General features: G+C 62.8%; 22 protein-coding genes and 6 pseudogenes. 20 read left to right on the top strand and 8 right to left on the bottom strand.

The features are described from left to right. Positions 1 to 13: 13 nt before the first annotated feature. Positions 14 to 940, bottom strand: a complete 927-nt coding sequence (locus ACZ1G0_RS02230; protein WP_472735447.1) for an L-threonylcarbamoyladenylate synthase — start codon at positions 938 to 940, stop codon at positions 14 to 16. 85 nt (positions 941 to 1,025) lie between these two features. Here ACZ1G0_RS02230 and ACZ1G0_RS02225 point away from each other — a divergent pair. The 4 genes and pseudogenes from ACZ1G0_RS02225 (at position 1,026) to ACZ1G0_RS02210 (ending at position 4,627) form a co-directional block, all read left to right on the top strand. Beyond that, a pseudogene (locus ACZ1G0_RS02225) lies at positions 1,026 to 2,692 on the top strand (acyl-CoA dehydrogenase). Between the two features lie 9 nt (positions 2,693 to 2,701). Continuing rightward, positions 2,702 to 3,723 (top strand): annotated as a pseudogene (locus ACZ1G0_RS02220) (MBL fold metallo-hydrolase). Positions 3,724 to 3,864: 141 nt separating this feature from the next. Further along, a complete protein-coding gene (locus tag ACZ1G0_RS02215; RefSeq protein ID WP_472735446.1) occupies positions 3,865 to 3,999 on the top strand; it encodes an aa3-type cytochrome c oxidase subunit IV in 135 nt (44 codons plus the stop codon). 4 nt (positions 4,000 to 4,003) lie between these two features. After that, positions 4,004 to 4,627: a hypothetical protein gene (locus ACZ1G0_RS02210; RefSeq protein WP_472735445.1), complete on the top strand. Its 624-nt coding sequence runs from the start codon at positions 4,004 to 4,006 to the stop codon at positions 4,625 to 4,627. A 69-nt stretch (positions 4,628 to 4,696) separates the two neighbouring features. On the opposite strand, the gene rpsU is transcribed toward ACZ1G0_RS02210, so the two are convergent. After that, positions 4,697 to 4,903: a 30S ribosomal protein S21 gene (gene rpsU / locus ACZ1G0_RS02205; RefSeq protein ID WP_472735444.1), complete on the bottom strand. Its 207-nt coding sequence runs from the start codon at positions 4,901 to 4,903 to the stop codon at positions 4,697 to 4,699. 102 nt (positions 4,904 to 5,005) lie between these two features. Here rpsU and ACZ1G0_RS02200 point away from each other — a divergent pair, with 102 nt between their 5' ends. Genes ACZ1G0_RS02200 through ACZ1G0_RS02190 form a run of 3 tightly spaced genes read left to right on the top strand, consistent with a single transcriptional unit; the run spans position 5,006 to position 7,745 of the window. Next, on the top strand, positions 5,006 to 5,692 hold the full coding sequence (locus ACZ1G0_RS02200) for a COQ9 family protein (protein WP_472735443.1): 687 nt from the start codon (positions 5,006 to 5,008) through the stop codon (positions 5,690 to 5,692). A gap of 18 nt (positions 5,693 to 5,710) precedes the next feature. Beyond that, on the top strand, positions 5,711 to 6,718 hold the full coding sequence (locus tag ACZ1G0_RS02195) for an NAD(P)H-quinone oxidoreductase (RefSeq protein WP_472735442.1): 1,008 nt from the start codon (positions 5,711 to 5,713) through the stop codon (positions 6,716 to 6,718). A 43-nt stretch (positions 6,719 to 6,761) separates the two neighbouring features. Next, a complete protein-coding gene (locus ACZ1G0_RS02190) occupies positions 6,762 to 7,745 on the top strand; it encodes an NADPH:quinone reductase (protein ID WP_472735441.1) in 984 nt (327 codons plus the stop codon). Between the two features lie 107 nt (positions 7,746 to 7,852). Here the strand turns inward: ACZ1G0_RS02190 and ACZ1G0_RS02185 are convergent, their stop codons facing one another. Continuing rightward, complete coding sequence (locus ACZ1G0_RS02185) at positions 7,853 to 9,073, bottom strand: argininosuccinate synthase (RefSeq protein WP_472735440.1); 1,221 nt, start codon at positions 9,071 to 9,073, stop codon at positions 7,853 to 7,855. A gap of 96 nt (positions 9,074 to 9,169) precedes the next feature. On the opposite strand from ACZ1G0_RS02185, the gene ACZ1G0_RS02180 reads away from it, so the two are divergent. Together ACZ1G0_RS02180 and ilvA are read left to right on the top strand one after the other, a co-directional pair. Continuing rightward, positions 9,170 to 9,928, top strand: coding sequence for a hypothetical protein (locus ACZ1G0_RS02180; RefSeq protein ID WP_472735439.1), 759 nt, complete (start codon positions 9,170 to 9,172; stop codon positions 9,926 to 9,928). Continuing rightward, positions 9,921 to 11,154, top strand: a pseudogene (gene ilvA / locus ACZ1G0_RS02175) (threonine ammonia-lyase IlvA). The gene ACZ1G0_RS02180 and the pseudogene ilvA overlap by 8 nt, the downstream one beginning before the upstream one ends. Here ilvA and ACZ1G0_RS02170 read toward each other — a convergent pair. Beyond that, a complete protein-coding gene (locus tag ACZ1G0_RS02170; protein WP_472735438.1) occupies positions 11,151 to 11,489 on the bottom strand; it encodes an Hpt domain-containing protein in 339 nt (112 codons plus the stop codon). The pseudogene ilvA and the gene ACZ1G0_RS02170 sit on opposite strands and share 4 nt — an antisense overlap. Before the next feature lie 137 nt (positions 11,490 to 11,626). Here ACZ1G0_RS02170 and ACZ1G0_RS02165 point away from each other — a divergent pair, with 137 nt between their 5' ends. Then, on the top strand, positions 11,627 to 12,889 hold the full coding sequence (locus ACZ1G0_RS02165; RefSeq protein ID WP_472735437.1) for a SpoIIE family protein phosphatase: 1,263 nt from the start codon (positions 11,627 to 11,629) through the stop codon (positions 12,887 to 12,889). Here ACZ1G0_RS02165 and ACZ1G0_RS02160 read toward each other — a convergent pair. Both ACZ1G0_RS02160 and ACZ1G0_RS02155 read right to left on the bottom strand, forming a co-directional pair. Beyond that, on the bottom strand, positions 12,886 to 13,482 hold the full coding sequence (locus tag ACZ1G0_RS02160; protein WP_472735436.1) for an MlaC/ttg2D family ABC transporter substrate-binding protein: 597 nt from the start codon (positions 13,480 to 13,482) through the stop codon (positions 12,886 to 12,888). The genes ACZ1G0_RS02165 and ACZ1G0_RS02160 overlap by 4 nt on opposite strands. Further along, complete coding sequence (locus tag ACZ1G0_RS02155) at positions 13,475 to 14,218, bottom strand: MlaA family lipoprotein (protein ID WP_472735435.1); 744 nt, start codon at positions 14,216 to 14,218, stop codon at positions 13,475 to 13,477. Before ACZ1G0_RS02155 ends, ACZ1G0_RS02160 begins: the two co-directional genes overlap by 8 nt. A 163-nt stretch (positions 14,219 to 14,381) precedes the next feature. On the opposite strand from ACZ1G0_RS02155, the pseudogene ACZ1G0_RS02150 reads away from it, so the two are divergent. The 6 genes and pseudogenes from ACZ1G0_RS02150 (at position 14,382) to ACZ1G0_RS02125 (ending at position 20,110) form a co-directional block, all read left to right on the top strand. Continuing rightward, positions 14,382 to 16,116 (top strand): annotated as a pseudogene (locus ACZ1G0_RS02150) (type I secretion system permease/ATPase). After that, positions 16,113 to 17,414, top strand: a complete 1,302-nt coding sequence (locus ACZ1G0_RS02145) for an HlyD family type I secretion periplasmic adaptor subunit (RefSeq protein ID WP_472735434.1) — start codon at positions 16,113 to 16,115, stop codon at positions 17,412 to 17,414. The pseudogene ACZ1G0_RS02150 and the gene ACZ1G0_RS02145 overlap by 4 nt, the downstream one beginning before the upstream one ends. A gap of 10 nt (positions 17,415 to 17,424) precedes the next feature. Then, positions 17,425 to 17,883 (top strand): RidA family protein, encoded by a 459-nt coding sequence (locus ACZ1G0_RS02140; RefSeq protein WP_472735433.1) that lies wholly within the window; start codon positions 17,425 to 17,427, stop codon positions 17,881 to 17,883. Then, positions 17,880 to 18,629: a glycerophosphodiester phosphodiesterase family protein gene (locus ACZ1G0_RS02135; RefSeq protein ID WP_472735432.1), complete on the top strand. Its 750-nt coding sequence runs from the start codon at positions 17,880 to 17,882 to the stop codon at positions 18,627 to 18,629. Before ACZ1G0_RS02140 ends, ACZ1G0_RS02135 begins: the two co-directional genes overlap by 4 nt. A 30-nt stretch (positions 18,630 to 18,659) precedes the next feature. Beyond that, positions 18,660 to 19,838, top strand: a complete 1,179-nt coding sequence (locus ACZ1G0_RS02130; RefSeq protein WP_472735431.1) for a GNAT family N-acetyltransferase — start codon at positions 18,660 to 18,662, stop codon at positions 19,836 to 19,838. Further along, the gene (locus ACZ1G0_RS02125) at positions 19,835 to 20,110 is read left to right on the top strand and encodes a 4a-hydroxytetrahydrobiopterin dehydratase (RefSeq protein ID WP_472735430.1); all 276 of its coding nucleotides are present in this window, start codon (positions 19,835 to 19,837) and stop codon (positions 20,108 to 20,110) included. Before ACZ1G0_RS02130 ends, ACZ1G0_RS02125 begins: the two co-directional genes overlap by 4 nt. Positions 20,111 to 20,212: 102 nt before the next feature. On the opposite strand, the gene ACZ1G0_RS02120 is transcribed toward ACZ1G0_RS02125, so the two are convergent. Beyond that, complete coding sequence (locus ACZ1G0_RS02120; protein ID WP_472735429.1) at positions 20,213 to 20,701, bottom strand: redoxin family protein; 489 nt, start codon at positions 20,699 to 20,701, stop codon at positions 20,213 to 20,215. Positions 20,702 to 20,782: 81 nt separating this feature from the next. Here ACZ1G0_RS02120 and ACZ1G0_RS02115 point away from each other — a divergent pair, with 81 nt between their 5' ends. Next, a complete protein-coding gene (locus ACZ1G0_RS02115; RefSeq protein WP_472735428.1) occupies positions 20,783 to 21,985 on the top strand; it encodes an NAD(P)/FAD-dependent oxidoreductase in 1,203 nt (400 codons plus the stop codon). Then, positions 21,982 to 22,518, top strand: a pseudogene (gene rsmD / locus ACZ1G0_RS02110) (16S rRNA (guanine(966)-N(2))-methyltransferase RsmD). The gene ACZ1G0_RS02115 and the pseudogene rsmD overlap by 4 nt, the downstream one beginning before the upstream one ends. 63 nt (positions 22,519 to 22,581) lie before the next feature. Here rsmD and ACZ1G0_RS02105 read toward each other — a convergent pair. Continuing rightward, positions 22,582 to 23,622 (bottom strand): TRAP transporter substrate-binding protein, encoded by a 1,041-nt coding sequence (locus ACZ1G0_RS02105; RefSeq protein ID WP_472735427.1) that lies wholly within the window; start codon positions 23,620 to 23,622, stop codon positions 22,582 to 22,584. Between the two features lie 166 nt (positions 23,623 to 23,788). On the opposite strand from ACZ1G0_RS02105, the gene ACZ1G0_RS02100 reads away from it, so the two are divergent. Both ACZ1G0_RS02100 and recQ read left to right on the top strand, forming a co-directional pair. Continuing rightward, on the top strand, positions 23,789 to 24,190 hold the full coding sequence (locus tag ACZ1G0_RS02100; protein ID WP_472735426.1) for a DUF6525 family protein: 402 nt from the start codon (positions 23,789 to 23,791) through the stop codon (positions 24,188 to 24,190). Between the two features lie 205 nt (positions 24,191 to 24,395). Continuing rightward, positions 24,396 to 26,433: pseudogene (gene recQ, locus ACZ1G0_RS02095) on the top strand (DNA helicase RecQ). The last annotated feature ends 64 nt before the right edge of the window (positions 26,434 to 26,497 follow it).

Below are 26,497 nucleotides of genomic sequence, written 5' to 3'. Positions count from 1 at the left end.
TGCGGTCCGGGCCCTAAGGTCTGGGGGCCGCCGCCCGGGCCAGACGGTCGTTGATCGCGCGGCCCAGACCCACCTGCGGGATCGGGGCCACGTCGATGCGCGTCCGCCCCATAGCATCGGCGTCGTGCAGGGCACCGAACAGGTTGGCCGCCGCCTCGACCACATTCCCGGACACGGACAAGTTGATGTCCCCGCCGACAGGACCGAACCCGATCAGCACGGCATCGGGGTCCCGGGTGGTGACGCCCAAGCGGACCGGCACCCCGGGCGCGTAGTGGGACGACAGCTGCCCCGGCGCCTGCACGCGACCCGGCGTGGTGTCCCGGGTCAGGGGTCCGATGATCGCCTCGATCTCTTCGGCTGCAAGGCCCCCTTCGCGCAGAAGCGTGCGGGAATCAGCACGCAAAATCGTCGACTCGACCCCAATCGTGCACGAGTCGCCCTCTAGTACCGCGGCGATCTGACCGTCCAAAGTCTTCAAAACATGGGCCGCCGTGGTGGGCGAAACCGTGCCCGACGCATTGGCCGAAGGCCCCGCCAGCGGCAGATCCACCGCCCGCAACAACGCCTGCGCCACGGGGTGCGCGGGCACCCTGATGGCCACGGTGTCCAGACCCGCCGTGACCAGTGGCGACAGGCCCTGTTTGACCGGCAGCACCAGTGTCAAAGGGCCGGGCCAGAACCTTTCGGCGAGGGCCCGCGCGGCGTCTGACACCACGGCGTAGCGTTCCGCATGGGCCAGATCCGGCACGTGTACAATCAAGGGGTTGAAGGTAGGACGGCCCTTGGCACTAAATATAGCGGCGCAGGCCGTGTCACTGGTGGCATCCCCGCCCAGCCCGTAGACCGTCTCGGACGGGAAGGCGACCAGCTGTCCGGCGCGCAAAAGGGCGCTGGCCTCGGCCAATCCATCGGGGGTGGGGTGCAGGTGTCGGGTCATCTGTAACGCAGCGTTTCCATTGTTTGCGGCCCGGGGCCTGCCTACGGTTACCCCAGCCACGCCCGCTTGAAAACCGGAGGACCCCATGACCTACACCGCCCCTGTGAACGACATCCGCCACCTGCTGGACACGGTGGGGTTCGACCGCGTCGCCGCCACCGACCGCTTTGCCGATGCCACCCCCGACCTGATCGCCGCCATCCTGACCGAAGCCGCCAAGATGTCGCAGGAGGTTTTGGCCCCCCTGAACCGTGTAGGCGACACCCATCCCGCGCGGTTGGAGAACGGCAAGGTGCGCATGCCCCCCGGATTTATTGAGGGATGGCAAGCACTTGCGGAAGGGGGATGGGTTGGCATGGCCGCCAGCCCGGACTACGGCGGCATGGGGCTGCCGATCACGCTGACCATGGCTGTGAACGAAATGGTCGGGTCCGCCTGTCTGGCGATTGAACTGCTGCCCCTGATGTCCCAAGGCCAGATCGAGGCGCTAGAACACCACGCCAGCGACGCCATCAAGGACCTGTATTTGCCCAAGCTGATTTCTGGCGAATGGGCCGGCACCATGAACCTGACCGAACCGCAAGCGGGCAGCGACGTGGGGGCTCTGGTCACCAAGGCGGAACCGCTGGACGACGGCACCTACGCGATCACGGGGCAGAAGATCTACATATCTGGCGGCGATCACGACCTGTGCCACAACATCTGCCATCTGGTGCTGGCGCGACTGCCCGGCGCCCCCAAGGGCACCAAGGGCATCAGCCTGTTCATGGTTCCTAAAATCCTGCCCAACGCGGACGGAACCCTCGGGGTCGCCAATGACCTCGGCCCGATCAGTCTGGAACACAAACTGGGGCAAGCGGGCTGCCCCACTGCGGTGATGGAATACCGCGGCGCCAAGGGCTGGATCGTGGGGGAACCGGGCACCGGCATGCGCGCCATGTTCACCATGATGAACAACGCCCGCCTCGGGGTCGCCATGCAGGGCGTGTCGATCGCCGAGGCCGCGACCCAAAAGGCGCTGGACTACGCCCTGGACCGCCGTCAGGGCCGCACCCCCATGGGCGAGACCGCGATCTTTGACCATGCAGACGTGCGCCGCATGGTGGCGGGCATGAAGGCCGACACCATGGCCGCCCGCGCCATTGCCATGGAGTGCGCCGTCTCGATCGACATGGCCACGGCCACTGGTGATCCCAAGTGGGAGGCGCGCGCCCAACTGCTGACCCCCATTGCCAAGGCCTACGGCACGGACGTGGGCATCGACGTGGCCAACACGGGCATCCAGGTGCACGGCGGCATGGGATACATCGAGGAAACAGGCGCCGCCCAATATGCCCGGGACGTGCGCGTCGCCGCGATCTACGAGGGCACCAACGGCATCCAGGCCATGGACCTTGTGGGCCGCAAGATGATGGACGGGGGGCCGCTGCCCATGCCCTGCTGGACGAGGTCGCGGCCTTCGACCACCCAGACTTGTCCGCCGCCGCCGCCGCCCTGCGCGCCAAGACCGAATGGCTGGTGCAACAAGACGCCCAGGACCGCAACGCAGGTGCCGTGCCCTACCTTGCCGCCTTTGCCCGCGTGATCGGTGCATGGTCCCTGCTGCGTGCGGCAAGCGCGGGGGGCAAATGGAGCAAGCTGGCCAACCACTATACCGCCCGCGCCCTGCCCGAGGCCCATGCCGAACTGGCAAAGGTGTCCCTCGGCGCCGGAACCCTGTACGCCATCAGCGCAGAGGATTTGGCAGCGTAAGGCACAGACATGACAGACGGGCGGATCGACTACCCTTGGGCCTCCCCGCCCGATGAGGGCACCCTGACCGAGGTGGCCGAGGGGGTGATGTGGGCGCGCCTGCCCCTGCCCATGGCGTTGGACCACGTCAACGTCTTTTTCCTGCGCGAGGACAATGGCTGGGCCATCGTGGACACCGGGTTCGACACCAAACGCACGCGGGCGATTTTGGCCAAGTTGACGGCGCAACTGGGCACCATCACCCGCGTGCTGGCCACCCACCACCACCCCGACCACATTGGACTGGCGGGTTGGTTCCAGTCCAAAGGCGCAGAATTGATCACGACCCGCACAGCGTGGCTGACCGCACGGATGCTGACCTTCGATGACCAACCCCTGCCCACCCCCGAAACACTGGAGTTTTGGCGCATCAACGGCATGGACGCAGACGTACTGGCCTACCGGGCGACCGAGCGTCCCTTCAACTTTTCCGACTGCGTGGCCCCCCTGCCTGTTGGCTATACCCGGATCAAACAGGGCGACCGGATCACCTTGGGCGGTCGGACGTGGGACGTGCATACAGGTCACGGCCACGCCCCGGAACACGCGGTTCTGTACGAGGTCGGCGGAGACTTGGTGCTTGGGGGCGATCAACTGTTGCCCTCCATCTCGCCCAACTTGGGCGTCTACGCGACGGAGCCGGAGGCCGATCCCGTGGGCGATTGGCTCGCCTCCTGCGCGGCCCTGACCCCCTCGCCCGGCCTGAACATCTGGTTCTGCCGGGGCACAAGCTTCCCTACCGCGGCCTGCCCACACGCATGCGCCAACTGGCGGACAACCATCACGGGGCGCTGGACCGCCTGCACGCGCACCTGCAAACCCCGCGCAAGGGCGGCGACTGCTTTGCGCCGCTGTTCAAACGTACCGTGAACGCGGGCACCTATGGGCTGGCCTTTGTGGAAACTATCGCTCACCTGAACCACCTGACGGCCACAGGACGCGCGATCCGGGTCACGGACACAGACGGCACCTACACATGGCGCGCCGCCTAGTCCCTCATTGTTCCCCAAACACCCTCGGGGGTTTGGGGGCTGGCCCCAAGGGGTGCGCGCAATTATCCATATCGCACCCCGTGACAGCCCCGTCCAAACCCGCTACACCGCCTACGCAACCAGACAGTTGAGGATACCCAAATGGCCGAACACAAACACGGGTCCATGGACACCACCGAGCACGAGAAAACCTTCAACGGTTTCGTGACCTTCACCAAATACACGATCTACGCGATCTTGGCCGTCTTGGTCTTCCTCGCCCTGTTCGCGCGCTGATCCCATGCGCCGCTTTGCCCTTGCGTGCCTGATGCTGCTGGGCCTAGCGGCCTGCGGGGCCGAAGCGACCTTTGCACCCGATGCGGAGGTGACCCGTGCAGCTTACGTCCACCCCGGTCCGCCAACCCTGACCCTGATCACCGCGATCAATAATCGCAGCGGCGCGGGGGGACATTCTGCCCTTATGATCTCGGGCAACCAACGGGTTTTGTTTGACCCGGCTGGGTCGTGGTATCACCCGACCGCCCCAGAACAGAACGACGTGATCTTCGGCATGACCCCGACGATGGTGGATTTCTTCATCGACTATCACGCGCGCGAGACCTACCACGTCGTGACGCAAGAGGTGACGGTCACCCCGGACATCGCCGCCCGCGCTATCGCCCTATCCCGCGCCCGTGGCCCCGTGCCCCAAGCCAACTGCGGCATTGCCGTCAGTGGCATCCTGCGCGAGTTGGGCTTTGATCAAATCAGGTCGGCTTGGTTCCCGGACCGGATCATGGATGACTTCGCCACCATCCCCGGCGTTGTCGAGACCAAGATCTTTGACGACAGCCCTGACAACAACTTCGAGGCGTTGCGCGACCAACGCACCGCGCAGCGGGCCGCCGAAATCCTAAACCAATAGGCAAACAAAAACCCCCGCAGGCGGACGCCCCGGGGGTTTTCAATTCTTGGCTACCAGCGGCCGGGTGACTTACATCATCCCTTCGCGCTGCATTTTCTTCCGAGCCAGCTTGCGAGCACGACGGATTGCCTCCGCCTTCTCACGGGCCTTTTTCTCAGACGGTTTCTCGAAATGCTGCTTGAGCTTCATTTCGCGGAACACACCCTCGCGCTGAAGTTTTTTCTTCAGGGCACGAAGAGCCTGATCGACGTTGTTGTCGCGGACCGATACCTGCATGTGGTTGTCACCACCTTCCTAGGTTAGAGTTAGCGTAAGTGCAGGAAGTGGCCGTTTAGCGCGGATCCCCTATCTTGTCCAGTCAAGTGATAGGAGCGCCCCATGAACGACCTTACAGACAAGATGATCGAAGCCGCCCTGATGCATGTCCCCTTCGACGGTTGGTCCGAACCGACCTTCCGCGCCGCGATCGAAGACACAGGCGTCAGCCCGGCTGTGGCCCGCGCCACCTTCCCCCGAGGGGCCGTGGACCTTGCGCTGGCCTTCCACCGGCGCGGCGATGCGCAGATGGTTGACGCCCTGGCCGAGGCAAACCTGGCGGACATGCGGTTCCGGGATCGGGTCGCCCACGCCGTGCGCCTGCGCCTGGAACTGGTCGAGGCCGACAAGGAGGCCGTGCGCCGCGGCACCACCCTGTTTGCCTTGCCCATCTATGCCGCCGATGGCACCCGCGCCCTATGGGGCACAGCGGATGCAATCTGGAGTGCCCTTGGCGACACCTCTGACGACTACAACTGGTACACCAAACGCGCGACCCTGTCGGGGGTCTACGGATCAACCGTCCTGTTCTGGCTGGGGGACGATTCCCTGAACCATCAGGACACGTGGGCCTTCCTTGATCGCCGGATCGAAAACGTGATGCAGTTCGAAAAGGTGAAAGGGGCCGTGACCGGCAATCCTGTGTTGTCCAAGGTGCTGGCCGGTCCGCTTTGGGCCCTGTCCCGTGTACGCCCGCCACAGTCACGCGATGATCTGCCGGGCCGGTGGACGCCGCCTGCTTCCCGATAGGGGGTCCATCTGCTAGGCATGGGCGAACCATTTGGAAAGGCCGCGCCCGTGCAGATGCAAGTCATTGAAATCAAAGAACCCGGCGGACCTGAGGTGCTGGTCCCCGCATCCCGTGATGTCCCCGCGCCCGGACTGGGCGAGATCTTGATCAAGGTCGCCTACGCCGGAGTGAACCGCCCAGATGCCCTGCAACGTGCGGGCCTCTACAACCCGCCAAAGGGCGCCAGTGACCTGCCCGGTTTGGAGTGTTCGGGCACCGTGGCGGCCATCGGTCCGGGCGTGTCGAAATGGGCCGTGGGCGACCGCGTCTGCGCCCTGCTGCCCGGCGGCGGCTACGCGGAATATGCTACGACCCACGCGGACCATGCCCTGCCGATCCCCGACGGCCTGTCCATGGCCGAGGCGGCGGCCCTGTGCGAAACCTATTTCACCGTCTATTCCAACGTCATCCAGCGCGGCGGATTACAGGCCGGGGAACGCTTCCTCGTCCATGGCGGGTCCTCAGGCATCGGGACAACAGCGATCCAGCTGGCCCGGGCGTGGGGCGCGCGGGTGTTCACCACCGCCGGGTCAGACGCCAAGTGTCAGGCCTGTCTGGACCTTGGGGCCGAACGGGCGATCAACTACCGCGCGGTGGATTTCGTCGATGTGCTCAAGACCGAAGGCGGCGCGCACCTCATCCTTGATATGGTGGGCGGCGATTACCTGCCCCGCAACCTGCGCGCCTTGGCGGTCGAAGGACGCCTCGTCCAGATCGCCTTTCTGCAAGGCCCCAAGGTCGAGGTGAACTTCGCACCCCTGATGATGAAACGCCAGACCATCACCGGATCGACCCTGCGGCCACAGTCTGACTTGGCCAAGGCACAGATCGCCGACGCGCTGCTGCGCGATGTCTGGCCGCTGTTGTCGGCCGGGACGCTCAAGCCCATCATGGACAGCACCTATCCACTGGAACAGGCCGCTGCCGCCCACGCCCATATGGAAGCCTCGAACCACATCGGCAAAATCGTTCTGCACGTCAGCTAACGGTACGGTGGGACAAGTCCCAGCCTACGGAAAGGATACCATCATGCGCGCCATCACCTATTCCAAATTCGGCCCAGCGTCAGAGGTCTTGACCCTATCAGACGTCCCCACCCCCGATCCTGCCCCGGGCGAGGTGCTGGTGCGACTGGCCACCTCTGGCGTCAACCCATCGGACGTCAAAGTCCGTGCGGGTGGGCGACCCGGTGTGACCGAACCTGCTTTCCCAGTGATCATTCCCCACAGCGACGGTGCGGGCGAAATCGCGGCGGTGGGCGAAGGTGTGGACCAAAACCGCATCGGACAGCGCGTCTGGGTCTGGAACGGTCAATGGCAACGCGCTTTCGGGACAGCTGCGGACTACATCGCCCTGCCCGCCGATCAAGCTGTGCCCTTACCTGAAAACACAACTTTCTCAGAAGGTGCTATTCTTGGCATCCCCGGCCTGACCGCTTGCCACACCGTGCTGGGCAACGGACCCGTGGACGGCAAAACCCTGCTGATCAGCGGCGCCGCCGGTACGGTCGGCCATATCGCCGTGCAAATTGCGGTGGCAAGCGGCGCAAAGGTGATCGCCACGGCCCATGGTACCGGTCTGGAGGCCGCGCGGGACGCAGGCGCGCACACCGTGCTGGACTACGCAGACCCAGACTTGGCAGTCCAGATACGCGCCGCGAACCAAGGCCCGGTGGACGAGATCATAGAGGTCGAGTTCGGCGCAAACATTGAAACCAACACGCAAGTCATCCGGGAGGGTGGCACAATCACGGCCTACGGCTCTGCCCGCGTCATTGAACCTGCACTGCCCTACTATCCCCTGATGTTCAAAGCGGTGACGATCAAGACAGTCCTGATCTACATCCTGACGCCCCCAGAACGCAGCACGGCCATCGCGCACTTACACCGCCTGCTGGAACGCGGTGCCTTGGACCTTCGCATCGCAAAGACCTTCAATCTGAATGATTGCGCGAGTGCACATGACACGGTTACCGCCGGGGGCCGCGCAGGGTCGATCCTGATCGAAATATAGGCCCCCTCAGACTTGCGGCTTCATTGGGTCACAAATACCCGGTGGGGGTCTGGGGGGAGGCAAAGCCTCCCCCAGCGTCGCGGCGGACCAAAGGTCCGGCGCAAAACCTATCCAAGCACGCGCTTGTTCCGGTTCGCCACCAGCTTCAGCCGCAAGGCGTTCAACTGAATGAAGCCCGCAGCATCCTGTTGATCATAGGCCCCTGCGTCATCTTCAAACGTCACATGCGCCTCGGAATACAGGGAATGGTCAGACCAACGCGCCACGGTCCGGGCCGACCCTTTGTACAGCTTCACACGCACCGTGCCGGTCACATGCTCTTGGGATTTGTCGATCAGGGCTTGCAGCATCTCACGCTCTGGGCTGAACCAGAAACCGTTGTAGATCAGCTCCGCATAGCGGGGCATGATGCTGTCTTTCAGGTGGCCTGCGCCACTGTCCAGAGTGATCTGCTCGATCCCACGGTGCGCCTCCAACAGGATGGCGCCGCCGGGGGTCTCGTAGATGCCACGGGATTTCATCCCGACAAAACGGTTCTCCACCAGATCCAGAATGCCGATGCCGTGCTTTCCGCCCAGCTCGTTCAGACGGGTCAGGATTGTGGCTGGCGACATTGCCTCGCCGTTGATGGCAACCGCATCACCTTTCTCGAAGGTGATCTCGACCATCTCGGGCGTGTCGGGCGCATCCTCGGGGCGGGTGGTGCGTTGCAGCACGTAATCAGGTGCTTCCTGCGCGGGATCTTCCAGCACTTTACCCTCGGAGGAGGTGTGCAACAGGTTGGCGTCTACCGAGAACGGCGCCTCGCCGCGTTTGTCCTTGGCGATCGGGATTTGGTGCTTTTCTGCGAAATCGAGCAGTTTGGTCCGGCTCGACAAGTCCCACTCCCGCCACGGTGCAATCACCTGAATATCAGGGTTTAGCGCATAGGCCGCCAACTCGAACCTCACCTGATCGTTGCCCTTGCCGGTCGCGCCATGGGACACGGCATCGGCCCCGGTCTCGGCGGCGATTTCCACCAGACGTTTGGAGATCAAAGGCCGCGCGATCGAGGTGCCCAGCAGATACAGCCCCTCGTATTCCGCATTGGCGCGGAACATCGGGAACACGAAATCGCGCACGAACTCTTCGCGCAGGTCCTCGATATAGATGTCGGATGCGCCCATCATCTCGGCCTTGGCGCGGGCGGGTTCCAACTCTTCGCCTTGACCCAGATCGGCTGTAAAGGTCACGACCTCGCAGCCGTATTCTGTTTGCAGCCATTTCAGAATGATCGAGGTGTCGAGGCCACCGGAATAGGCGAGAACGACTTTCTTGGGTGCGGACATGGGGGCCTCCTACGCTGTGATCCCGGGCGGGCTAGCGCGAATTGCGTGGGCGTGCAAGGTGGCGTAAGTGTTGCACATCGCCCGACGGAGGACCCCATGGCCTGGAAATTGTTTTTGAAAGCCTGCACCTTGCTGTGGAACAACCTGCCCGAGGCCCTGCGCATCACCGGTGCGTTGTCCCTGATTTATGCCGCCGGAGTGGTCTACGCCACGTCGCAGGTGCCTGAGTGGATCAATGCCCCTTCTATTGATCCGATGCAGGCGGGGTCGGAGGGATTGGGGATCGCAGGCACGGTCCTTGCCATGGCCATCTTGCAGGCATTGGTTTTCATCTGGATGGCTGTGGGCTGGCACCGATTTGTGCTGTTGCAGGAAACACCATCCGGAGTTTTCCCGCAGTTTCCCGCCGGTCTGTTCTGGGGGTACTTGGGACGGACCATCCTGTTGGGCCTTGTCATGATAATCGCCATGATTCCTATTGGTCTGGCAATTGGCGTCATTGCAGTCGCATTGCCCAACCAGATCGTTTTGGCCGCTTTGACAGTGGCCACGGCCGCAATCTTGATGATCCTGTTCTACCGCCTTGCCTTGATCCTGCCCGCCGGTGCGGTGGGTGAAAAGATGACATTGGGCGAATCCTGGGACGCCACGCGCGGGCAATCGGCCACGGTATTTGGCGTCGCGCTGATTTCCAGCTTGCTGTATTCCGCCCTGTCCCTGCCCATGCAGGCAGGGGGACCCGTTTGGATCAACATGTTGTATCAGCTTGTGATCACGTGGATCACAACAATGGTCGGGGTGTCGTTGCTGACCACGCTTTACGGTCACTTTGTCCAAGGCCGAGCCATTGACTGATTTTCCAACCCGGGCGCGGGCCACCGCCGCATCCATGCGCGATGTGTTTGAGGCGACGCCGCTGCAGCGCAACGCCTATTTGTCGGACAAGTTTGGGGCAGATATCTGGCTGAAACGCGAAGACCTGACCCCGGTGCGATCCTACAAGATCCGAGGCGCCTTCAACGCCATGCGTCGTGCGAAGGGCAAGACCAAGTTTGCCTGCGCAAGCGCCGGGAACCACGCTCAGGGAGTCGCCTACATGTGTCGCCAAATGGCGGTGGATGGGGTGATCTTCATGCCCGTGACAACACCCGGTCAAAAGATTGAAAAAACGCGAGCCTTTGGCGGGGACCGCGTGACCATTCGGCTTGTTGGGGATTACTTCGATCAAACCCTAGAGGCCGCCCAGACCTATTGCGAGGCCGAAGGCGCGCATTTTGTCCCCCTTTGATGACGCGGACGTGATTGAAGGCCAAGCTAGCGTTGCCGTCGAGATGATGGACCAGCTGGGGCAAGCCCCGGGTATGGTGATCCTGCCCGTTGGCGGAGGTGGCCTGTCCTCGGGCATGACGGCGTATCTGCGCGCGACCGGCGCATCCTCCGAAATGCGATATGTAGAACCTGCGGGTGGGGCCAGTTTGACGGCCGCCTTGGCCCACGGCGCGCCGACGACGTTGCCAAGGGTTGACAGCTTTGTGGACGGTGCCGCCGTTGCGCGGATCGGGGCGCGCACGTTTGACATCCTGCGACAGACGCCACCGCAACACGTCCTGCGCGCGCCAGAGAACAGGCTTTGTGTCACCATCCAGGAAATGTTGAATATCGAAGGGATGGTGTTGGAACCCGCCGGCGCCTTGTCCATCGACGTGCTGGCAGACCTGCGCCTCGAGATCGAGGGCCGGACAGTCGTTTGTGTCACGTCGGGCGGCAACTTCGATTTCGAGCGTTTGCCAGAGGTCAAGGAACGCGGCATGCGGTATCTTGGGCGCAAGAAGTACTTCGTGCTGCGCATGCCCCAACGCCCGGGTGCACTGCGCGAGTTCCTCGGACTGCTAGGTCCCGGCGACGACATCGCTCGATTTGAATATCTTAAAAAGTCAGCGCGCAATTTCGGATCTGTCTTGATCGGGATCGAGACGACGGAACCCGACGGATTCGCTGCACTCAGCCGCAAGATGGATGAATTGGGTTTTGACCACCGTGACATCACCGAAGACTCCATTCTGTCAGAATTTCTTATCTAGGCCGCATTGGTCGCACGCAGTTTAACCAATTGTTCCTTTGATTTGGCGTAGCAATCGGTGATGGCATCCAGATCAATTTGTTCCGGCTGATCCCGCGCCTGCACCTCGGCCTTTGCACACAATGACGCCAGCTGCTCAAGCCCGATATTCATCGCGCTGCTTTTCACGAAATGAAGATCCGCAGCCAGATCGGGGCGGTGTGAACCGTTCGTTAATTCAGCCAGTTTGCCATCAACTTCGTCCAGAAACATCTCCAAAACTTCCGCCAAATCCTCCGCTCCTATTTCATCGCGCAGTTCGTCCAGCCGGGCCCAATCAATCATGTCAAAATCCAACCATTAGAGCGACTAGGGTGCTCTTCAAACCTGTAGGGAAAGTTAACTCGGCTCCGTCGGATCGTGAAAATGCAACGCTTTAGGATGCCTTAAGACTTCGGCAGCTAAGTAAGCGCGTACATTCAACGAGGGACCGCATGACGGCCGCAAAGATGATTTCAGATGGGGCGGCGCCCGCGATCAATGGACAGGTTTTGATTGTGGACGACAGTCGTGCCCAGCGTCACCTGCTAGGGATGACCCTGCGCCGGGCCGGATATGACGTTGCCGAGGCTGCTAGCGCCGCCGAAGCCTTGGAGATCTGCCAGACGACCGACATCAATCTGGTCATCAGCGATTGGTCCATGCCTGGCATGGACGGGCCTGACCTGTGCCGTGCGCTGCGTAAATTGGACCGTGACTACTGCTACTTCATCCTTGTGACGTCGCAGTCAGAACATTCGGAACGCGCGCTTGGGCTGGATGCAGGTGCCGACGATTTTGTAACGCGGCCCGTCAGCTGGGTCGAATTACGTGCCCGTATCCGCGCCGGGGCACGTGTCTTGCGCACGCAGGCAGCTGTACAGGCGCAAAACGAAGTGCTGTCTCAAACCCTAGGGGAGTTACAGGACCTGCAAGCGGGTATTGATCGTGACTTGGCCGAAGCCCGGAAATTGCAGCAATCCTTGATGCCGCCACCGATCATCGACGTCCGTGGCGGTGCTGTCGCCAGCCGTCTGATCACCTGTGGTCAGGTTGGCGGCGACCTTGTGGGGTGTTTCCCACTTAACGCCCAGAAAATTGGGATATACTCTCTCGATGTGTCCGGACATGGCATTGCATCGGCTTTGATGACGGGGCGATTGTCGGGTCTTTTTTCGGTACGCGAACCCCACCGCTCCATTGCATTTTCAACCGATATGGCCGGGCGGATGCGGCTGAACAGCCCACAAGAGGTGATGGCACAGATCAATCATCTGATTCTTGCCGAATTGGACACTGACATCTATTTCACGGCCACGCTTGCATATTTTGACCAAAAGACCGGCGCACTAGATATCTGCCAAGCCGGCCATCCGCACCCAATCGTGCAGCGCAGCGATGGCGCGGCAGAGGTTTTAGGCGACGGTGGACCGCCAGTGGGGCTTTTGTCGGATGTAACTTATGAACGGTTTTCAGCGCACCTGAACGTGGGGGATCGATTGCTGCTATGCTCTGACGGGCTGACCGAGGCGTTCTTGCCAAATGGTCAGATGTTGGGCGAAGATGGCACTTGCACCCTTATGGCACGCCATGCGGCAACACCTTTTGATATGATCCTGCCGGGCCTTGAAGAAGACCTCGGGGCGGCGCTTGGCCACACCCAATTCGAAGACGACGTTTCCATGATTTTGTTGGAGCGCACGCCTTGGGAGCCCTAAGCCAACCGCTTCAACTCGGCGATCAGCGCGTCAATGTTACCCCGGTTGCGGTCTAGGATCGAGTTGATTTCGACGTTCTCCGTTGTGCGCAGGCTGATCCCCTCGACCACAAGATTGAAGAACTTGTTGGACCCGGACCTGTCTGACACCAGGAAAATCACTTCGACCGGTGCTTCCCCGCGCAGGATCGCTAAGGCTTTCACCTCATAAAAGCTGTTGATCGCACGAGCCGACTGGACCTCGATATTGCCACCGATGAACCTGCGGAATTGCCGCCCGTATTTAGACGCCAGATAACCTTGCAACGCCTCGGTAAAGGCGCGCCTTTGGGATCCGCTGGCCTGCCGCCACGGACGACCCAGCACCGATTGCGCGATAATGTCCATATCGCCATACCGACCCAGAACGCGCGAGAAATCGCGGATCATCTCGGCTTCGGACTTGCCGGAACTTATGATCGCGTTGATATCCCTAACCGCACTGGAGACCAGTGCGCTGGCCTGCGCCGAGGTCAGCGCAGACGCTGGTAAAGCCAAGCTTGCAACACCAGCCGCGCCCAAGGCAATAACGGCACGTCGGTCAATCTTATTCATCAATCGGTCCATAGGGGTCCTCGTAGGGATCATAATACTCTTCGGCACCAGCATTCTGGCGTAATTGAAAACGGCGATTCTGCAGATAAACACTGCGCGCTTGGGCATAGCTGTCGGCACTGTCATAAAGCACACTGTCGATGGCCGTCGCATTACGCTCGCGCGCGCCGACGACATCCACGACGTTGATCGCGGTCGCAATGCCTGCCTCAGGTGTGGCTGTGACGAACGTGGACACCGGGTTCATCGCGATATCGACGATCCGCCCAATTGCCACGCGAGAGGTGCTGGGCCCAAACACCGGGAATTCAACATACTCACCCTCGGGAGCGCGCCAGTAAAACAGGGTTTCCCCAAAATCTGTGGGCTGTTCATCAATGCCCATCGCAGTTGCAACGTCAAACAAGCCTGCCACACCGACGGTGGAGTTGATCAGGAACCGCGTGGAGTTATGGGCCACCTGACCAATCCGAAACTGAAGCGCGTTGTTCAGGACATCGCCCGGCGCCTCTAGGTTGTTGGCCATGTTGGCCAGACCTTTGCGGACCGGGTTCGGCACGACCTTGCCGTAGGTCTGCGCGACAGGGCGCAAAATGGCCCGATCCAACCCTTTGTTGAAGGCGTGTATCTTGCGGTTGTCAGCCTCGTTCGGGTCACGTGTCACAGTCTCGACCTGCGGCGCAGCGCATGCGCCCAAAGAGGCCACCACCAAAACGGAAGCTACAAAACGGATCATTGGGTTATATGTTTTTGTCATCAGACTACTTGGCGTTTAACTATCAGCATGGCTTTAGATATAGATAGCCTTCGCAAAACTCCACCGATAGAACGGGGATGAAGCAGCCTTAGACACAAAATTGTGACACCCGTGGCAAACACGGGGCAACGCAGGACCCGCCATGACACCGACCGACCTGTCCCCCGGAAAACGCGAACTGTCCGCCGTGCGCAACCGCAGCCGGGGATTGTTCGTTCTGGTCTTTGTGTTTTCGATGGCGGTGAACGCCCTGATGCTGACCGGCCCGCTGTATATGCTACAAGTCTATGACCGCGTGCTGGGCAGCCGGTCCGAGGAAACGCTGGTCGCACTGACGGTCCTGCTGGTGTTCCTGTTTGCCATGATGGGGATATTGGATCACGTGCGCGGACGGGTAACGGCGCGGGTGGGCGCGCGGTTTCAATCGGACCTCGATGCCCGCGTGTTCAAGGCGCAGATGCGCCGCCGGGCCGCCGCCCCGGGCAAAGCGGCTGACAAAAATGCCCTGCGCGACCTGGAGGCCGTGCAACGGCTGATGTCTTCTCCGGCGTTTTTGGCGCTGTTTGATATCCCTTGGACGCCCCTGTTTCTGATCGTGATCTTCATTTTGCACCCGTGGCTTGGCATCCTTGCCACGGTCGGTGGTGTCATTCTGATCACGATCACCGCGATCAACCAATATATGACCAAAGGCCCCATGGCCGAGGCCAACATGGCCAACGCCCGCGCCGAGTACACCGCCCAACAATTGGCAAGCGAGGCTGAACTGATCGCCTCGCTAGGGATGCGCGGGGCGGCGTTCCAACGCTGGATGAGCACGCGAACCAAATCGCTGGACGGGGCCATCACATTCTCGGATCGGGCAGGGTTCTTCACCGTCACCACCAAGACCCTGCGTCTGTTCCTGCAATCGGCGATGTTGGGCCTGGGAGCCTATATCGTCTTGCGGGGCGAGATGACGGCGGGCGCGATGATCGCAGGCTCTATCCTGTTGGGTCGGGCGCTGGCCCCCATCGAGATGGCGATTGGCCAGTGGCAGGTCGTGCACGCGGCGCAAAAGGGCTGGCGCGAGTTGACGGAACTGCTGTCCATGGTGCCGCCAGACAAGGACCGCACCCCCTGCCCCGACCCGCCGCCAAACTGGTTTTGGAGCAGGTGACGGTCGTCCCCCCGGCGCCGCCCAAGGCACCCTGCGCGGCTGTTCGTTCACGCTGCAACCCGGGCAGGCGCTTGGGATCATCGGCCCCTCGGGTGCCGGGAAATCCACGTTGGCCAAGGCGCTGACCGGGGCGTGGTCCCCTGCGGCGGGCAAGATCCGGCTGGATGCCGCGACGCTGGATCAATACGATCCGGACGTGCTGGGCAGCTACATCGGCTACCTGCCACAGTCCGTGACCCTGTTTGATGGCACCATCGGCGAAAACATCGCGCGCCTCTCGCCAAACCCCGACCCCGAGGCCATCGTAAAGGCCGCGCAAAAGGCCGCCGCACACGAGATGATCCTGCAACAGCCCCAAGGCTATGACACGCCTGTGTCCGCCGCCGGGGGCCGCCTGTCCGGCGGGCAGATGCAGCGGATCGGACTGGCGCGCGCCATGTATGGCGACCCGGTGCTGATGGTGCTGGATGAACCCAACGCCAATCTGGACAACGAGGGCACCGTGGCCCTGAACACCGCCATTCGCACCATGAAGGCAGAGGGCAAAAGCGTGATCATCATCGCCCACCGGCCCGATGCGATCAAGGAATGTGAACTGCTGATGGTGCTGGACCAAGGGGTGCGCACGGCCTTTGGCCCCCGGGACGAGGTGCTGAAGAAGATGGTCGCAAACGCCGGGCAGATTCAGGCCCGCAAACAGCCGGGGGGCGTGGTATGAGCGTTCAGTCCAACCGCTGGTCCGCCCGACGTTACACCACAATCGGGCTGATCGGGCTGCTGATCCTGCTGGGTGGGTTTGGCACCTGGGCCGTGGGCAGCACGATTGCCGGGGCCATCGTTGCCTCTGGCCAGATCGCCGTCGACAGCAACCGTCAGGTGGTACAGCACCCGGACGGCGGTGTCGTGGCAGAAATCCTTGTGGACGAGGGCGACCGTGTGGCCGCTGGCGATGTGCTCATTCGGTTGGATGACACGCTGTTGCGCTCCAACGCCGATATCCTGCGCAGCCAGTTGATCGAAATCCGCGCCCGGGTCGCGCGCCTGCGGGCCGAACGGGACGGGACGACACAGGTTGTGTTCCCAGATGACCTGCTGGCACAGGCCACCAGCCCTGAGACCGCCGAGGTGCTGCAAGGCCAAGTCAGCCTGTTTCAGGCCCGCCGCGAAACGCAAGCCCGGTCCGTGGATCAGCTCGAACGGCGCAAGACCCAGATCGGCAACCAGATCGAAGGGATCAGCGCCCAGCAACAGGCCCTGACCCAACAGCTGGACCTGATCGGAGAAGAACTGGAGGCCCAGCAAGGTCTGCTGGATCGCGGTCTGGCCCAAGCCAGCCGGGTGCTGTCCCTGCGCCGCGAAGATGCGCGTTTGCGTGGTCAGGTGGGCGAATTCACGGCTTCGGTCGCTGAACTGCAAGGCCGCGCCACAGAAATTGATATCGAGATCCTGCAATTAACCAACCGACTGCGGGAAGAGGCCATCAGCCAACTGCGCGACCTGCAATTCCGCGCGTTGGAGATGGGCGAACAACTGCGCGCTGCCGATGAACAACTGGCCCGCATGGAAATCCGAGCGCCCGTGGATGGGGTGGTCTTTGACCTGATCGTCTTTGCCGAACGCGCCGTGATCCGCGCCGCCGAACCCGTCCTGTCGCTGGTCCCCCAAGACCGCCCGCTGGTGATTCAGGCCCGGGTGGACACGATCCATGTGGACCAAGTCTTTCCCGGTCAGACCGCCACCCTGCGCATGTCCGCCTTTGACGCCCGCACCACGCCGGAACTTGTGGGCAACGTTGATTTGGTGTCCCCCGACGCCTTTACCGATGACACGACCGGGGCCACGTTCTATCGGGCCGAGTTGTCGCTGGCCCCCGGCGAAATCGCGAAGCTGGGCGATAAGACCCTGCTGCCCGGCATGCCCGTCGAAGCGTTCATCCGGACCGAAGATCGGTCACCCATGACCTACCTTCTCCAACCCTTCCTTGATTATTTCAACCGCGCCTTCCGCGAAAGCTAAGGAGACCACAATGTCCTACGCCGCCAAACTCGCCCAGATGGGGATCGAGCTGCCCAACGCCCCCGCCCCCGCCGCCAACTACGTGCCCTTCGCTGTGGTGGGCGATATGGTCTATGTATCGGGCCAGGTCAGCCAAGGCCCCGACGGGTTCATCACCGGCAAAGTCGGGCAAGACCTGACCGTGGAACAGGGCGCCGAGGCCGCGCGCGCCTGCGGCATTGCACTGTTGGCTCAGGTCAAGGCAGCCTGCGACGGCGACATCGACCGTTTGGTGCGGGTGGTGAAGCTGACAGGGTTCGTAAACTCTGGCCTCGATTTCACGGACCAACCCAAGGTCATCAACGGCTGTTCCGATTTCATGGTCGAGGCTTTGGGCGATGCGGGCCGTCATACCCGGTCCGCCGTATCCGCCGCGTCCCTGCCCTTCGGTGTCGCCGTGGAAATCGAAGGCATCTTCCAGATCGCATGACCCTACCCGCCGGTTTCCTTGATCGCCCCTTTGCCCACCGCGCCCTGCATGGTGCGGCGGGGCCCGAGAATTCTCGGGCCGCGATCCGTGCAGCCGTGGCGGGCGGTTGGGGGATCGAGGTGGACGTGCAACTGACCGCCGACAACCGCGCCATGGTGTTCCATGACGACGATCTGGACCGACTGACCGATGCCACAGGCCCCGTGCGCGCCCGCACCGCCGCCGACCTGCGCGCGGTCACCCTGCGCGGGTCAAGCGAAGACGTGCCCCCCTTGGCCGAGGTGCTGGACATCGTGGCAGGTCAGGTTCCCCTGGTGATCGAGGTCAAGGACCAAGACGGGCAAATGGGTCCAAACATCGGCCCCCTTGAAGACGCCGTGGTGCAGTGCCTTGCACCCTACGGCGGCCCCGTCGCCGTCATGTCCTTCAACCCCCACAGCATGGCACATATGGCCCGCGTCGCCCCGCAGATCCCGCGCGGGTTGGTCACATCCTCCTATGATCCAGCGGTCTGGGCCCCGTTGGCCCCTGCAACGTGCGACCGCCTGCGCACCATACCCGATTTCGATGCGGTGGGCGCGTGTTTCATCAGCCATGAGGCGGCGGATTTGACCGCTGCCCCCGTGACCAAACTGCGTGCGCGCGGCGTGCCCATCCTCACATGGACCATCCGCAGCGCCGAGGCCGAGGCGAAGGCCCGCAAAGTCGCCCACCAGATCACCTTCGAAGGCTACACCCCGTCTTGACGGATGCCGTCGCAGGGCCACTTCACCCCCATGTCTGACGCACAGATCGAAATCACGGTCCTGCCTTCGCTGGCGGATATGGACGCGGCCGAGTGGGACGCCTGCGCGAACCCCGGCGGCGGACGGCCCGATGACCCGTTTACCACCCACCGCTTTCTGCGCGCGTTGGAAACATCAGGCAGCGTGGGCACCGGCACTGGATGGCACCCGCAATACCTGACCGCCCGAGCAGAGGGACAGTTGATCGCCGCAGCCCCGGTCTATGCCAAATCCCATAGTCAGGGCGAATACATCTTTGATCACAATTGGGCTCATGCGTATGAACGGGCCGGTGGGCGCTATTACCCCAAGCTGCAACAGGCCGTGCCCTTCACCCCTGCCACGGGCCGCCGGTTCCTGTGCCGGGACGGATGGGACGACACCGGCACCGCCGCCCTGATCCAAGGGGCAGTGCAACTGGCCGATCAGAACGGCATAAGTGGTCTGCACATCACCTTTTGCACCGAGGCCGAGCGCATAAAGGGCGAGGATATGGGCCTGATGGGGCGCTCGTCACAGCAGTACCACTGGCTGAACGATAGCTATGCAGATTTCGACGGCTTCCTCGCCGCCCTCAGTTCCCGCAAACGCAAAACCATCCGCAAGGAACGGCGCACGGCCCAAGCCTTTGGCGGCACCATCCACAACCTGACCGGCGACGCGATCCAGCCCGAACACTGGGACGCCTTTTGGCAGTTCTACCAAGACACAGGCGCGCGCAAATGGGGCACCCCCTACCTGACCCGCGCGTTTTTCGACGCGGCCCAAGAGACATTGCGCGATGACATGCTGCTGTGTCTGGCGGAACGGGACGGGCGCTATGTGGCCGGGGCGCTGAACTTCATCGGGCGCGAGACGTTATTCGGGCGCTACTGGGGATGCACCGAACACCACCCCTGCCTGCACTTCGAGTTGTGTTACTATCAGGCCATCGACCACGCCATCCGGCACGGGCTGACCCGGGTCGAGGCCGGGGCGCAGGGTGATCACAAACTGGCGCGCGGCTACCTGCCTGTCACCTGCCACAGCCTGCACTGGATCGCCGACCCCGGCCTGCGCGACGCCATCGCCCAGTACCTGCGCGCCGAAGCGGCCGCCATCGCAGAAGACATCGAAATTCTCACCGCCTACGGGCCATTCAAAAAAGCAAATATCGAGGAACAGCAATGACGGACAAAATCGGCGCCATGCGCGCAGTAGACACTTTGGACGGATGGAACGCGGTCGAGGGGCGCGATGCCATCCAAAAAACCTTCAAATTCGCCAACTTCGTCGAGGCCTTCGGCTGGATGACCCGCATGGCCATCACGGCGGAAAAGATGAACCACCACCCCGAATGGTTCAACGTCTACAACCGGGTCGAAGTCACCCTGACCACCCATGACGTAGGCGGCGTATCCGACTTGGACCTCACTCTGGCCCAAGCCATGGATGAGGCATAGACAACAAAACAGGGGCGGCTGCCAAGGCGCGCCGCCCCTTCATTGCTTCAAAAATACCCTCGGGGGAGGTGCTCCGCGCCGGCCCCCAAACCTCAACAAAGTCTAAGCTTCGGCCAACAGAGCCTCACCACCGGAAATCTCGCAGGTGCCGGGGCTTTCTTCTTCGTGGAAGACTTCGACAACGCCGTCATTGACCAGCATCGCATAGCGCTTGGACCGCGCCATCAGACCGGCGGGGCGCGCGTCGAAATCCATGCCGATGGCCTTGGTGAACGCAGACTCCGCATCTGACAGCATGTGAATCCCCGCATCGGTTGCACCGGTATCGGCGCCCCAGGCCTTCATCACAAACGGGTCGTTGACGGACACACAGATGATATCCTCCACGCCTTTTTCCGCGAACCCGTCCTTGGTGCGGATAAAGCTGGGCACATGGGCGGAATGGCAGGTGGGCGTGAACGCGCCGGGCACGGCAAAGATCGCCACGCGCTTGCCTTTGGTCAGGTCGGCCACGGACACGGCCTCTGGCCCTTCCGCCCCCAGGCGCATCAGGTTTGCGTCCGGCAGGGTGTCGCCTTTTGAAATCGCCATCGTTGTCTCTCCGTTCGTGATTGCGTTTTTCTCTGTCCCACATATAGCTTTCCCACGACCCCCAGCCAGAGGAGATCGGGCATGTCAGGCATAGTCGTTGTGGGCGCGGGCCAAGCCGGCGCATCCCTTGTCGCCAAACTGCGGGCCGACGGGTACGCAGGCGATGTGACCCTGATCGGGGCCGAACCCGTCCTGCCCTACCAACGTCCGCCCCTGTCCAAGGCCTATCTGCTGGGCGATATGGAGTTGGAGCGGTTGTTCCTGCGGCCAGAGTCGTTCTACACTGACCAAGAAATTACCTTACGTCTGGGCACCCGGGTCACGGGCATCGACCCCACCGCCAAGGCGATCCAAATCGGACACGAGACCTTGCCTTACGACGAATTGGCCCTGACCACGGGATCGTGGCCCCGACGCCTGCCCACTTCCATCGGCGGCGATCTCGACGGCGTCTACACCATCCGCGACCTCGCAGACATAGACGCCATGGCGCCAGAGGTGGCGGCGGGCAAACGTGTGCTGATCGTGGGGGGCGGCTACATCGGGCTGGAGGCCGCGGCGGTCTGTGCCAAAAAAGGCATGGCCGTCACAGTCGTGGAAATGGCCGATCGCATCCTGCAACGGGTTGCAGCCCCAGAGACGTCGGACTACATGCGCGCGCTGCACGCGGCCCACGGCGTGGACATCCGCGAAGGCGTGGGGCTGGACCGCCTGACCGGCACGGGCCGCGTCGCCGGGGCGGTCCTGTCCAACGGCGACACGCTGGATCTGGACATGGTCATCGTGGGCGTCGGCATTGCCCCCGCCACCGAACTTGCACAGGCGGCGGGCTGCGTCCTGAACAACGGGATCGAGACCGACAGCCATGGCCGCACCTCTGTGCCACACATCTGGGCGGCGGGGGATGCGGCCTCGTTCCCCTATCGCGGCAGCCGCATCCGCCTTGAATCCGTGCCCAACGCCATTGATCAAGCGGAAATCGTCGCGCGCAACATGCTGGGCGCGGATCTGTCATATACGGCGAAACCTTGGTTCTGGTCCGATCAATACGACCTGAAGCTTCAGATCGCCGGTCTGAACACAGGCTATGACCGCGTTGCAGTGCGCGAAGGCGCGGGCACCCGCTCCCATTGGTATTACGCCGGGGACACTCTGCTGGCGGTCGACGCCATGAACGCGCCGCGTGATTACATGGTGGGCAAAAGGCTGATCGAGGCGGGCAAATCCCCCGACCCAATGGCCGTGGAAGACCCCGACACCGACCTCAAGGCACTGCTGCGGTGAGGATCATCGGCGGGGCATGGCGGGGCCGCCGGCTGGCCTCGGTGGGGGCGGGCGACACCGCCGCGCACTTGCGCCCCACCACGGACCGCACCCGCGAAAGCTTGTTCAACATTCTGGTCAACGCCTACGGCGATCCAATCACAGGCGCGCGCGTGCTGGATGTATTTGCTGGAACCGGGGCCCTTGGGTTCGAGGCCTTGTCCCGTGGGGCCGTCCACCTGACCGCGATCGAAAGCGGGCGTAAGGCCCAGACCATCTGGCGCGAAAACGCGCGCCTTCTGGGGGCCGAGGCCGCGCTGATCCCCCGGGACGCGCGCCGCGCAGGGCCGCCCCGGGGCAGTTCGACTTGGTGTTCCTGGATCCGCCCTACGGCAAACAGATGGGCGAGGCCGCGATGGAGGCCCTGTCCGACTGGATCGCCCCCGGTGCGCTTGTGGTCTGGGAGGAAAGCCACCCCCAAACTGACAGACGCGCTGACCCAGTTGGACCAGCGCACCTATGGCGATACGATTATCACGATCGCTGAAAAGTAGGGCGGGATTTATCCCGCCTCCCCCGAGCGGGGGCGGTGGGACAAGTCCCACCCTACGGGGCGCTTAGTCCGCCGTCTCAGCCACAAGGCGATTGGCGGCGACCTTGACGCGGACGCTTTCGACCAGCGCGGCCCCGTCCAGCCCCTTGGCCGTGGCATCCGCGATCCATTCTGCAATCACCTCGTCACCCAAAGCCGCGATCTGGGCCGTGACCTCCGGCGACATTACCGCCAGCTCATTGCCCGCGTCCTCCATCACGGACCGGCCAAAGACGTCGCCCGTGTCATGGGCCCGGCCCGCCCAGGCCGAAGCCATCGCGCCCGAGTTGGCGTCAATCACCGCGCGCAGATCCTCTGGCAAGGCATTGTAGCGGTCCTTGTTCATCGCCCAGATGAAGTACAGGTTATACAGGGACTTTTCCCCGGCCACATCCGTGTGGCTGTCGGTCAACTCGTCCAGCTTCAGGCTGGGTGCCATTTCCCAAGTGATCACACCGCCATCCAAGACGCCCTTGGCCAGCGCCTCTGGAAAGGCCGGCACAGGCATGCCCACAGGCACGGCCCCCAGTTTGTCCAGCAACAGGGTCGCGGGGCGGGATGGGCCACGCAACCGCAGACCCTCAAGGTCCTCGACGGCCAGCGGCGCAGGGCCCTTGGCGTGGATTAGACCGCGCCCATGCATGTGGGCCGCGATCACGTGGACATCTGCAAAGTCATCCATCAGATGCTCTTGCGTGAATTCCCATGCAGCCATGCTGGCCTCTTCGCCAGATTTCGTGACCATGAACGGCAGTTCCAGCGCCTCGGCCTCGGGGAAACGACCCGGCTGGTAGCCCGGGATGACCCAGCCGCCATCCACCGCGCCATCGCGGATCAGGTCGTATTGTTCAGCGGCCCCGCCGCCCAGTTGCATAAAGGGATAGAGTTCCACCTTTATGCGACCGTTGCTGTCGGCTTCGACCTTATCGGCCCAGGGCTGCATGAAATGTGTCGGGTTCGCAGACGCGGGCGAAACGAAGTGCTGAAAGCGCAGCGTCACCTCTTGGGCGAAAGCGGTTGTGGTTGTCAGTGCGGCGACAAGCGCCAATGGGGCGAGCAATTTCACGGGCTGCCCTCCTTTGCTGTGAAAAGGTAAGTCAGGTTTACCTTGTTTCGGTTCGAACGTGTTAGGGGAAAACCCGATTGCCTTCCCCTTGGCAAGGGGTGGGGGTGTCGCGGTTGAAGTATGTTATATAATAACATATCAAACCCTAACAACAGACGGAGGCCCCATGGCACGCACTCAAACCCGCAGTACCCTGCGCCGCAAACGTCGCGCCGAACGCCCCATGGACGAATACGACATGTTGCCCGCACATCTGCGCGCGTGGCTATCGGGCGCCCTTTTGCCTTGGCGCGCGCGGTCCGTCCTGCGCGCCTACCGCGCCGCCCTCGCACGCACCGGCAACCAAGACGCCGCCTTGCGGGCATTAGACGCACTGGAACGGCGCCGCGTGGCAAAGGATGCAGCGGCGATCTGGGGGCAGAACACCCGATCTGCGCTCAACACGGTGCATAACGCAGGCCCAATGTCTGAAACAGCACAGCGCGCGGATCACAAGGATCACGGCTGCCACAACAGTCACTCCAAGCACTTAACGAACCGGCAAAGGCAGGGACAAGGTTTGCTTTAGCGGGAGGGGTAATGACATCACCTGTGTCATCCATGGGAGCACCTTGCCACAGATCGACACGAAGCAAGGCTGCGAATTCCCGGCATAAGGGGCAGATACAGGGGGCGGAGTGTACGCCGTCATCCTGCGCTTCCCCCTTGGAAACTTCGCTAAATGTATTAGAAGTTGTGGTGATTTTCACCAGATTTAGCTCCAAGGCGCCTTAATGCCCACGCACACGGACCTTTTGTCCCAAATCTTTGGATTCGACGCCTTCCGCCCCGGCCAGCAAGAGATTGTGGAGGCTGTGGTCGCAGGTCAAAACACGCTTGCCATTATGCCCACGGGCGGCGGCAAGTCTCTGTGTTTCCAGCTGCCAGCATTGGTGCGCGACGGTGTGACGGTCGTAATCTCGCCCCTGATTGCCCTGATGCGCGACCAGGTGCGCGCCTTGCAGGAATTGGGCGTTGAGGCGGGGGCGCTGACTTCGGGCAATACTGAAGAAGAGACAGACGCGGTGTGGGAAGCCATCGACCGCGGGTCCCTCAAACTACTTTATATCGCGCCCGAGCGGCTGGCGTCCTCGGGCACGGAACGGATGCTGCGGCGTGCGAACTGTTCCCTGATTGCCGTGGACGAGGCGCATTGTGTTTCTCAGTGGGGCCACGATTTCCGCCCCGACTACCTGCGCATTGGCGATTTGCGCCGCGCACTCGGCGTGCCTCTGGCCGCGTTTACCGCCACCGCCGACGCGGAAACTCAGGCCGAAATCGTTACCCGACTGTTCGATGGCGAGACCCCCAGCACATTCCTGCATGGCTTTGACCGGCCCAACCTGATGCTGGCCTTTGCCGCCAAGGACAACCCGCGCCGCCAGATCCTGTCCTTTGCCGCCGCGCGCAAGGGGCAGTCGGGCATCGTCTACACCGGCACCCGGTCCAAAACCGAAAGCCTGGCCCGCGCCTTGCGCGAGGACGGCCACACCGCATGCCACTACCACGCAGGGATGGAGGCCGAGGACAGGCGCATCGTGGAACGCCGGTTCCAGCGCGAGGACGGGTTGATCGTCTGCGCCACCGTGGCCTTTGGCATGGGGATCGACAAACCAGACATCCGCTGGGTCGCCCATGCGGATCTGCCCAAGTCGGTGGAAGGGTATTATCAGGAGATCGGCCGCGCGGGCCGGGACGGGGCCCCCGCCGACACCCTGACCCTGTTTGGGTCCGACGACATCCGGTTCCGCCGTCAGCAGATCGACGAGGGGTTGGCCCCGCCCGAGATGAAAGCCGCCGACCACGCGCGCCTGAACGCCCTGCTGGGCCTGGCCGAGGCCCATGTCTGCCGCCGCGTGACCCTGCTGGGGTATTTTGGCGAAGAGGCGGCTCCCTGTGGCAATTGCGACCTGTGCGCCTCGCCCCCCGATCTGTTCGACGCCACCACGCCCGTGCGCAAAGCCCTGTCGGCAATCCTGCGGACGGGGGAGTATTTCGGGGCCGGCCACCTGATCGACGTGTTGCTGGGCAACGAGACCGACAAGGTGCGTCAGCGGGGCCATGACGCCCTACCCACTTTTGGCGTGGGCACCGACACCCCCCGCCCGATCTGGCAGGCGATTTTTCGACAGATGATGGGTCAGGACCTGATCCGCCCGGATCCCGAACGCCACGGGGCCCTGCGCATGACCGAAGCTGCCCGCCCGATCCTGCGCGGCGAGGCCGAGATCACCCTGCGCCGCGACATGCTGGCCCGCGCCGAACGCCGCCCTGCGGTCAAAGCCATGGTATCGGACGAGGATGCGCCCCTGCTGTCAGCCCTGAAGGCCAAGCGCCGTGCCCTGGCCGAGGCGCAGCAGGTCCCGGCCTATGTGGTGTTCACCGACAAATCCTTGATAGAGATGGCCGAAACTCGGCCGCAGACCCTAGACGATATGGCCCGCATTGGCGGTGTGGGGGCGAAGAAACTGGAAAAATACGGCGCGGAATTCTTGGGTGTCATCACCGGCGATGCCCCCACCGACCAACACCCCGCCCGCCGCAAGCTGGCCGGACGCGGAGCGGGCGACACCTATGACACCCTGCTGTCGGTGCAGGCGCGATTGCAGCGCGGGGAATGCGGGACGCTGAAACCGATGTCTTGTTCGTCGTCACAGCTGGCCAAGGTCGCCAGCGCCACCCCGGACCCTACGGTGCTGGAACGAGATCCTGGGCGCGCGGCACTTTGAACGGTTCGGAGATGCCTTTATCGAGGTGTTGGAGTCAGGCTAGGTTTGCGCCGCGGCTGCGCCGCATCGCGACGCTGGGGGAGGCTTTGCCTCCCCAGACCCCCTCC

The sequence above is a fragment of the Thalassobacter sp. HA4-2 genome (assembly GCF_055693705.1).
This window is presented reverse-complemented; position numbering and strand designations above follow the sequence as displayed.

What these genes read in the sequence shown, in the direction of transcription:
- ACZ1G0_RS02230 (WP_472735447.1), bottom strand. Translation starts at nt 940, where the DNA reads ATGACCCGACACCTGCACCCCACCCCCGATGGATTGGCCGAGGCCAGC.
- ACZ1G0_RS02215 (WP_472735446.1), top strand. Translation starts at nt 3,865, where the DNA reads ATGGCCGAACACAAACACGGGTCCATGGACACCACCGAGCACGAGAAA.
- ACZ1G0_RS02210 (WP_472735445.1), top strand. Translation starts at nt 4,004, where the DNA reads ATGCGCCGCTTTGCCCTTGCGTGCCTGATGCTGCTGGGCCTAGCGGCC.
- rpsU (WP_472735444.1), bottom strand. Translation starts at nt 4,903, where the DNA reads ATGCAGGTATCGGTCCGCGACAACAACGTCGATCAGGCTCTTCGTGCC.
- ACZ1G0_RS02200 (WP_472735443.1), top strand. Translation starts at nt 5,006, where the DNA reads ATGAACGACCTTACAGACAAGATGATCGAAGCCGCCCTGATGCATGTC.
- ACZ1G0_RS02195 (WP_472735442.1), top strand. Translation starts at nt 5,711, where the DNA reads ATGGGCGAACCATTTGGAAAGGCCGCGCCCGTGCAGATGCAAGTCATT.
- ACZ1G0_RS02190 (WP_472735441.1), top strand. Translation starts at nt 6,762, where the DNA reads ATGCGCGCCATCACCTATTCCAAATTCGGCCCAGCGTCAGAGGTCTTG.
- ACZ1G0_RS02185 (WP_472735440.1), bottom strand. Translation starts at nt 9,073, where the DNA reads ATGTCCGCACCCAAGAAAGTCGTTCTCGCCTATTCCGGTGGCCTCGAC.
- ACZ1G0_RS02180 (WP_472735439.1), top strand. Translation starts at nt 9,170, where the DNA reads ATGGCCTGGAAATTGTTTTTGAAAGCCTGCACCTTGCTGTGGAACAAC.
- ACZ1G0_RS02165 (WP_472735437.1), top strand. Translation starts at nt 11,627, where the DNA reads ATGACGGCCGCAAAGATGATTTCAGATGGGGCGGCGCCCGCGATCAAT.
- ACZ1G0_RS02160 (WP_472735436.1), bottom strand. Translation starts at nt 13,482, where the DNA reads ATGAATAAGATTGACCGACGTGCCGTTATTGCCTTGGGCGCGGCTGGT.
- ACZ1G0_RS02155 (WP_472735435.1), bottom strand. Translation starts at nt 14,218, where the DNA reads ATGATCCGTTTTGTAGCTTCCGTTTTGGTGGTGGCCTCTTTGGGCGCA.
- ACZ1G0_RS02145 (WP_472735434.1), top strand. Translation starts at nt 16,113, where the DNA reads ATGAGCGTTCAGTCCAACCGCTGGTCCGCCCGACGTTACACCACAATC.
- ACZ1G0_RS02140 (WP_472735433.1), top strand. Translation starts at nt 17,425, where the DNA reads ATGTCCTACGCCGCCAAACTCGCCCAGATGGGGATCGAGCTGCCCAAC.
- ACZ1G0_RS02135 (WP_472735432.1), top strand. Translation starts at nt 17,880, where the DNA reads ATGACCCTACCCGCCGGTTTCCTTGATCGCCCCTTTGCCCACCGCGCC.
- ACZ1G0_RS02130 (WP_472735431.1), top strand. Translation starts at nt 18,660, where the DNA reads ATGTCTGACGCACAGATCGAAATCACGGTCCTGCCTTCGCTGGCGGAT.
- ACZ1G0_RS02125 (WP_472735430.1), top strand. Translation starts at nt 19,835, where the DNA reads ATGACGGACAAAATCGGCGCCATGCGCGCAGTAGACACTTTGGACGGA.
- ACZ1G0_RS02120 (WP_472735429.1), bottom strand. Translation starts at nt 20,701, where the DNA reads ATGGCGATTTCAAAAGGCGACACCCTGCCGGACGCAAACCTGATGCGC.
- ACZ1G0_RS02115 (WP_472735428.1), top strand. Translation starts at nt 20,783, where the DNA reads ATGTCAGGCATAGTCGTTGTGGGCGCGGGCCAAGCCGGCGCATCCCTT.
- ACZ1G0_RS02100 (WP_472735426.1), top strand. Translation starts at nt 23,789, where the DNA reads ATGGCACGCACTCAAACCCGCAGTACCCTGCGCCGCAAACGTCGCGCC.